The sequence below is a fragment of the Bradyrhizobium sp. genome (assembly GCF_049691595.1).
In the GTDB taxonomy this organism is placed as follows: domain Bacteria; phylum Pseudomonadota; class Alphaproteobacteria; order Rhizobiales; family Xanthobacteraceae; genus Bradyrhizobium.
Genome location: NZ_JBAVNZ010000481.1, coordinates 1 through 6,203 on the forward strand (window position 1 = coordinate 1; position 6,203 = coordinate 6,203).

Consider the following 6,203-nt stretch of genomic DNA (forward strand, 5'->3'; position numbering starts at 1 on the left):
GCTTGATGGCTGAAACGATCCGGTTGGATCGAGACCGCCACCGACAGCTTGGCACCAGCAACGGGTGTCGGGACCACACGGTTTTGCCGTACGCTTTGGCGCCGTTCGTCCTGCGCGCCGGTTGATCACTCACGAGAGACTCGCCCTGCGACACCGTTTCGCGCCGACGCTTCAGCGGCCACCGCATCCCCTCCCGCGCCGCCGGAGGAGCCATCCACAGCATCAAATACAGACAATCGCTCCCGAATCTGTAACATCACTGCCGCGCGGAAAATGTGCGATGGATAGGGCTCGTTGATGTCGTGACCGATCATTTTCCAGGGGCTGCCAAAGTTCCAGCCATTCGAAGCGATGGAGATCGCCGGGACCTGCGGCTAGATGCGTGCCGCGGGCTGGCGCTGTGGTTCATCTTCATTGATCACATCCCCGATAACGCTCTCGCCTGGCTGACGCTTCGCAACTATGGCTTCAGCGACGCTACCGAGGTGTTCGTGTTCGTGTCAGGCTACACCTGTATGCTCGCCTATGGAGGCGCGTTGCGAGAGCAGGGCTGGCCGACGACAGTGACGCGCGCGCTGCGGCGAGGCTGGGAAATCTACGCCGCGTTCCTGCTATTGCTGATCGCCTATTTCGCCCTGATCTGGGTAGTCGGCGGCAGCAGCCGCTATCTCGATGAAACCAACACGGGGTTCTTTTTCAAAGATCCCGGTGCGGCCATCGTCCACGCCGCGGTCATGCAATATGCGCCTGTCAATACCGACATATTGCCCACCTTTGTGCTGCTGCATCTGGCATTTCCGGGCCTGCTGTGGCTTTTGACTCGTAGTGCCGCGGTCGCACTGGCGGCATCGTTTCTGCTCTATCTCATGGTGCAGGTGTTCGGCTGGCACGTGCCGGCGTGGCCGAGCGGCGAGTTGTACTTCAATCCGCTGGCGTGGCAGGTCCTGTTCGTGTTCGGCGCCTGGTATCCGTACGAGGGGGCCGGCAAGCTGCGGACAATCGTGCAGTCGCGCGCCGCGCTGATGCTGGCAATGCTCTATCTCGCGTTCAGCCTCGTCGTCACATTGAGCTGGCAGATCAAGGAGCTTGAAGGGTTTGTGCCCGATGCGGTGTCAAAACTGATTTACCCGATCTATAAAAGTCACCTTGCACCCTTGCGCCTGCTGCATTTTCTCGCGCTGGCCATCGTGGTCTCGCGGCTGACGCCGCCGGACGGGCGCGGCCTGATGAAGCCCTGGATGATGGCGATGATTCGCTGCGGCGAAAACTCGCTGGCGATCTATTGCCTGGGCGTTTTGCTGTCGTTCATGGGCTTCGTGATCTTGTCCCGATTTTCCGGCACCATCGCCATGCAGGTCGCCATCAGCATTGCCGGGATCGCCCTCATGATCGCCGCGGCGACTCTGATGACATGGACTTCCAAACAGGACCGGCCCGGGCCAAAGCTGTTTTGAGCGCGCAGCACCGGGACAAGATTTGAAGATCAATCCAGCGCCAGCACATCCCTGCCTGACCCACTTCCCCCCGCCTGCGTGAGCTGCCGGGCACGGTTGTCGAGTACGAACGATTGTTTCAGCGAAGTATTCCAATCGCAGCCGCTATTGCGCTTGCGATCATCGCCGTGGCCATACGTTGCAAGGAAATTCGGCTCGGCCCACCAAAGCACATCACGCTGCTCTCGGGCCAGACGTCCGAGTTGGGTCATTGAACGGACATCGCCCACATCCGCGCCTTGGCTTTCGTCATTCCGGGATGCGCCTCCTGGCGCAGGCCCGGAATCCATACTCCCGATCATGTGGATTCTCTGATGTGCAATTGCACATCAAAGCTCGCGCTGCGCGCGCCCCGGAATGACGAGGGGGTTATAGGTCGACCACCACATAGTCACTCTCTACCGACACGGCGATCGTCTCCGCCACATACGGCCCCTTCACCACGCTCGACCCCGGCTCGACACTGACCGGATAGGCGCGGGCGCGGAATCGCTTCGGATCGCAATAGGACTGGCCGGTGCGGATGTCGAATTCCCAGCCGTGCCAGGGGCAGCGGATGATCTCGCCTAACCTCGTGTATTCGATCTCGCCCGGATCGGAGGATTGCGCGAGCCCGATCAAGGGGCCCTCGCACAGTGCCGCGCCCTGATGCGGGCAGCGGTTCAACAGGCCGAAATATTCGCCGTTGATGTTGAAGACCGCGATCGGCCGCCCGTCGATGGTGAGGAATTTTCGCGTCCCCGGCGGCAGCTCGTCCACCGGGGCAATGACGTGACGAACCATCAGGCTAATCCGTACAGCTTCCGCGCATTATCGAGATAGAACGCCTGCCTGTTCTCGTCGCTGACGCCGGCCGGCAGCACCCGCGACGGGTCGTCATAGTCCCAATGCGGGTAGTCGGTGGCGAACAACAGTCTGTCCCAGCCGATCCACTCGATCAGCTCAAACAGGTGGTCGCGCCGTTCCGGATCCTCCATCGGCTGCGTGGTCCACCAGACATGGTCGCGAATGTATTCCGACGGCCGGCGCTTGAGATCGGGCACCTCGCTGCGCAGCCGCTCAAAATTCCTGTCCAGCCGCCACGACAGCGACGGCGCCCAGCCGAAGCCGGCCTCGATCATGATCATCTTCAAATTCGGGAAGCGCTCGAACACGCCTTCGAGGACCAGCGACGCCAGCGCGGTCTGCTGGCACTGCGAATGGCCGACCATCTCCTCGATGTAATAGCTCGGCCAGCCCGAGGCGGTGATCGGATTGCCGCCGAAGCCGAACGCGTGCACGCCGACCGGAAGGCCCGCTTCCTCCGCGGCCTGATAGATCGGCCAGTAGCGGCGCTGGCCGAGCGGCTCGACATTGCGGCTGAGCAGCAGCACCTGGACGAAATTGCTGTCGCCGGCGCGCCTGCGGATTTCGGCGGCCGCGGCCGGGCCGTCTTCGTTGGCGACCACGATGGAGCCTTTCAGGCGCGAATCCTTGCTGGTCCATTTCTCGATCTGCCAGTCGTTGATCGCACTCGCCAGTGCGGCGGCCAGATCCTGGTTGCGCAGGCCCTGCCCGGTGTTGAGCGGATTGAGCACGCCGAGCGCGACATTGTTCGGATCGAGATGCTGCTTCTGCATGAACGACAGCGACGATCCCTGCGGGCCGCCTTCCGGCGGCCAGGCATCGCGGCGCGACGCATTCGGCTGCGCCTTCGGATAGGGTGGGCCTTCCATCATGCCCTGATAGGCCTGCTTGCCGTACGTCTCGAGGTGGTGATGCCAGCGCCTGGCGAGGAACGGATAGAGCTCGGTCGCTGTCGCGCGCGCCGGGTGGATATCGCAATCGGCAATCGCGATCTTGATACTGGCGGACGAGGCCGGCTCCGGACCGGAGCGGAACTGGATGTTCATGGCGTCGCCTCCTTGTTTCGCAGAACGGACTGCTTCAGGCGGGGATAGGTCGCGTGCGGGTTATCGATCATGATCTTGCGGACAAGATCGGGCGAAATCCCCGCCGGCAGCACCTCGTCGCCGTCGAATTGCCAGTGCGGATAATCGGTCGAGAATAGAAGCAATTCGTCCGACTGCATATGGTCGAACAGCCGATCGAGCGTCGCGGGGTCGGGCGGCGCGTCGACCGGCTGCAGCGAGAAGCGGATGTTGCTGCGCACAATTTCCAGCGGCGCGCGATCGACCCACGGCGTCTCCATCCGCACGCCGCGCCAGAACTTGTGCAGCCGCCACAGATAGGCCGGCAGCCAGGTGAAGCCACTTTCCAGCATCACCATTTTCAAGGCCGGATGCCGGGCGAACACGCCCTCGACGATCAGGCTGGTCAACTGGGTCTGAAACGCCTGCGCCTGGGCTACATAATCCTCGATGTGATAGGAGCCCCAGCCGACCGAGGTCGGCGGGTTGTGATAGTTGCTGCCGGCATGGATGCCGACGGCCAGGCCGAGCCGCTCGGCGGTGGCATAGATCGGCCAGTAGGCGCGCTTGCCCAAGGGCATATCGCCCATCACCAGCATCAGCACCTGCACGAAGCGATTATCCCTGGCGCAGCGCTCGATCTCCCTGACCGATTTCTCGACGCTCTGCACCGGGATCACGATCGAGCCGCGCAGGCGTTGGTCCCGGTCGAGCCATTCCTTCACCAGCCAGTCGTTCAGCGCGCGGCAAAACGCGTCCGCCATGTCCTCGGAGAACACCATCTGCACGCCGTACAGGGGATTGCAGATGCCGTAGCTGACGCGAAACGGATCGAGCGCCTGCTTCTGCATGTCGGGAAGGCTGGAGCCCGGCTTGCCCTGCGCCGGCCGCCAGTCCGGCCGCGCCGAGATCGGCGAGTTGACCGGATAGGATTGCGAGATCAGGTCGGTCATGCCGCGCGTCGTCACCTGGTCGCGCCAGTAGTCGTTCAGATAGGGCAGCAGGCTGGTCAGATGAGGCACGGCGGGATGCAGGTCGCAATCCACGCCGCCCGCGATCGGTGAGGTCATGATGTTTCCCGTTTCGGACGGGCGCTTGCGGCACTTTGCCAGCCGCGCCGCTTCGTTCTTGCGCCGCATTGAAGCAGGCTCGCCTCCGGCCGGCAACTCGGCAAACGCCGCCCTCGTGTGCTAGGAAGGCATGGCAGCCGGAGAGATTTTTCATGATTCGGACCGGAATAGCGACGCTTGCCGCCGCCCTGTCGCTGGCCGGAAGCCCGCTGGCGCAGCAAGCGCCGCCCACGGCGCCGCCGGTGGATTTCTCCAAGGTCGAGATCAAGACCACCGACCTCGGCGACAACCTCCACATGCTCGAAGGCCAGGGCGGCAATATCACCGTGGCGGTCGCCAAAGACGGGATCATCATGGTCGACGGCCAGTTCGCGCCACTGCATGACAGGATCAAGGCCGCGATTTCGGCGATCTCGCCCCTGCCGATCAAATATCTGGTCGACACGCATCATCACGGCGATCACACCGGCGGTAACGAGCTGTTCGCGAAGGACGGCGTCACCATCGTGTCCCAGATCAACGTCAAGACCAGGCTGGCAGCCGGCACCACCAATGGCCTGACCGGCGTCAAGACGCCGCCGGCGCCGCAGGGCGCGCTGCCGTCCGACACCTATACGAACTTTTCCAAGATCAGGCTGAGCGGCCGCGTCGCCAATCTCAGGCATATCGCCAACGCCCACACCGACGGCGACACCTATGTCTGGTTCAAGACCGCCAACGTGCTCGCGACCGGCGACACCTTCACCAACGGCCGCTATCCCAACATCGACTTCGCCAATGGCGGCAACATCAAGGGCATGATCGCAGCCGCCGACGCCTATCTCACATTGACCGACGCCAGGACCCGGATCGTGCCAGGCCACGGCCCGCTCGCCGACAAGGCCGCGCTGATCGAATACCGCACCATGCTGGTCACCGCGCGCGACCGCATGGCAAGACTCGTCAAGGAGGGGAAAAGCGAGGACGACGTGGTGGCGGCGAAACCGTTCGCCGATCTCGATGCCAAATGGGCGCCGACCGAACTCGCCGGCACCAGTTTCATTCGCGTGGTCTACCATTCGCTCGCCGACAAGCCCGACACGCCACCGCCATTGCTCAAACGAATTTTTCGCAGGAGCTGAGATGAAAGAGCTGGTCACGGTCGCCGAAGCGATCGCCGCGCGGCTGATCGAGCGGAAACAGACGATTGCGATCGCGGAATCCTCGACCGGCGGACTGATCTCGGCCGCCCTGCTCGCGGTGCCCGGCGCCTCCGCCTATTTCCTCGGCGGCGGCGTGATCTATACCCGCGATGCGCGGCGGATTTTGATGGACATCCCCGACGAGACGATGAAGGGAATCCGCTCCGCGTCCGAGCCCTACGCAACGCTGCTCGCAGGCCGGATCCGCCAGCGCTTCGCAACCGACTGGGGCCTCTCCGAAACCGGCGCCACCGGACCGACCGGCAACCGCTACGGCGACGCCGCCGGCCATAGCTGCATGGCGGTGGCCGGTCCGCAAAGCGCGGTGATCACGCTGGAGACGGGCAGCGCTGACAGGCAGGCCAACATGCAGAGTTTTGCGAAGGCGGCGCTGAATCTGCTGCTGCGGAATTTGTCGCGGTGAAGAGCGCATCTGATAGTGTTCAGACAGCCAAAAGCAACTCAGCTCTACGGCCGTCATTGCGAGCGAAGCGAAGCAATCCATCGGGCCGCAAGGAAAGCGTGGATTGCTTCGTCGCAAGTGCTCCT

The 6,203-nt window shown here is 63.1% G+C and carries 7 protein-coding genes; 3 read left to right on the top strand and 4 right to left on the bottom strand.

Features of this window, described 5'->3' with window-relative positions; all coding sequences use genetic code 11:
* Positions 1-302: 302 nt before the first annotated feature.
* A complete protein-coding gene (locus WCE35_RS20055; RefSeq protein WP_424595059.1) occupies positions 303-1,454 on the top strand; it encodes an OpgC domain-containing protein in 1,152 nt (383 codons plus the stop codon).
* Positions 1,455-1,483: 29 nt separating this feature from the next.
* Here the strand turns inward: WCE35_RS20055 and WCE35_RS20060 are convergent, their stop codons facing one another.
* The 4 genes from WCE35_RS20060 to WCE35_RS20075 form a co-directional block, all read right to left on the bottom strand.
* Complete coding sequence (locus tag WCE35_RS20060; RefSeq protein WP_424595060.1) at positions 1,484-1,795, bottom strand: hypothetical protein; 312 nt, start codon at positions 1,793-1,795, stop codon at positions 1,484-1,486.
* A gap of 67 nt (positions 1,796-1,862) precedes the next feature.
* Positions 1,863-2,276, bottom strand: coding sequence for a Rieske (2Fe-2S) protein (locus tag WCE35_RS20065; protein ID WP_424595061.1), 414 nt, complete (start codon positions 2,274-2,276; stop codon positions 1,863-1,865).
* Positions 2,276-3,385 (bottom strand): amidohydrolase family protein, encoded by a 1,110-nt coding sequence (locus WCE35_RS20070; RefSeq protein ID WP_424595062.1) that lies wholly within the window; start codon positions 3,383-3,385, stop codon positions 2,276-2,278. Before WCE35_RS20070 ends, WCE35_RS20065 begins: the two co-directional genes overlap by 1 nt.
* A complete protein-coding gene (locus WCE35_RS20075) occupies positions 3,382-4,473 on the bottom strand; it encodes an amidohydrolase family protein (RefSeq protein WP_424595063.1) in 1,092 nt (363 codons plus the stop codon). Before WCE35_RS20075 ends, WCE35_RS20070 begins: the two co-directional genes overlap by 4 nt.
* Before the next feature lie 152 nt (positions 4,474-4,625).
* Between WCE35_RS20075 and WCE35_RS20080 the strand changes: the two genes are divergently transcribed.
* Together WCE35_RS20080 and WCE35_RS20085 are read left to right on the top strand one after the other, a co-directional pair.
* Entirely contained in the window at positions 4,626-5,594 is a 969-nt protein-coding gene (locus tag WCE35_RS20080) for an MBL fold metallo-hydrolase (RefSeq protein WP_424595064.1), read from the top strand.
* 1 nt (position 5,595) lies between these two features.
* Complete coding sequence (locus tag WCE35_RS20085) at positions 5,596-6,078, top strand: CinA family protein (protein ID WP_424595065.1); 483 nt, start codon at positions 5,596-5,598, stop codon at positions 6,076-6,078.
* Positions 6,079-6,203: the final 125 nt, after the last annotated feature.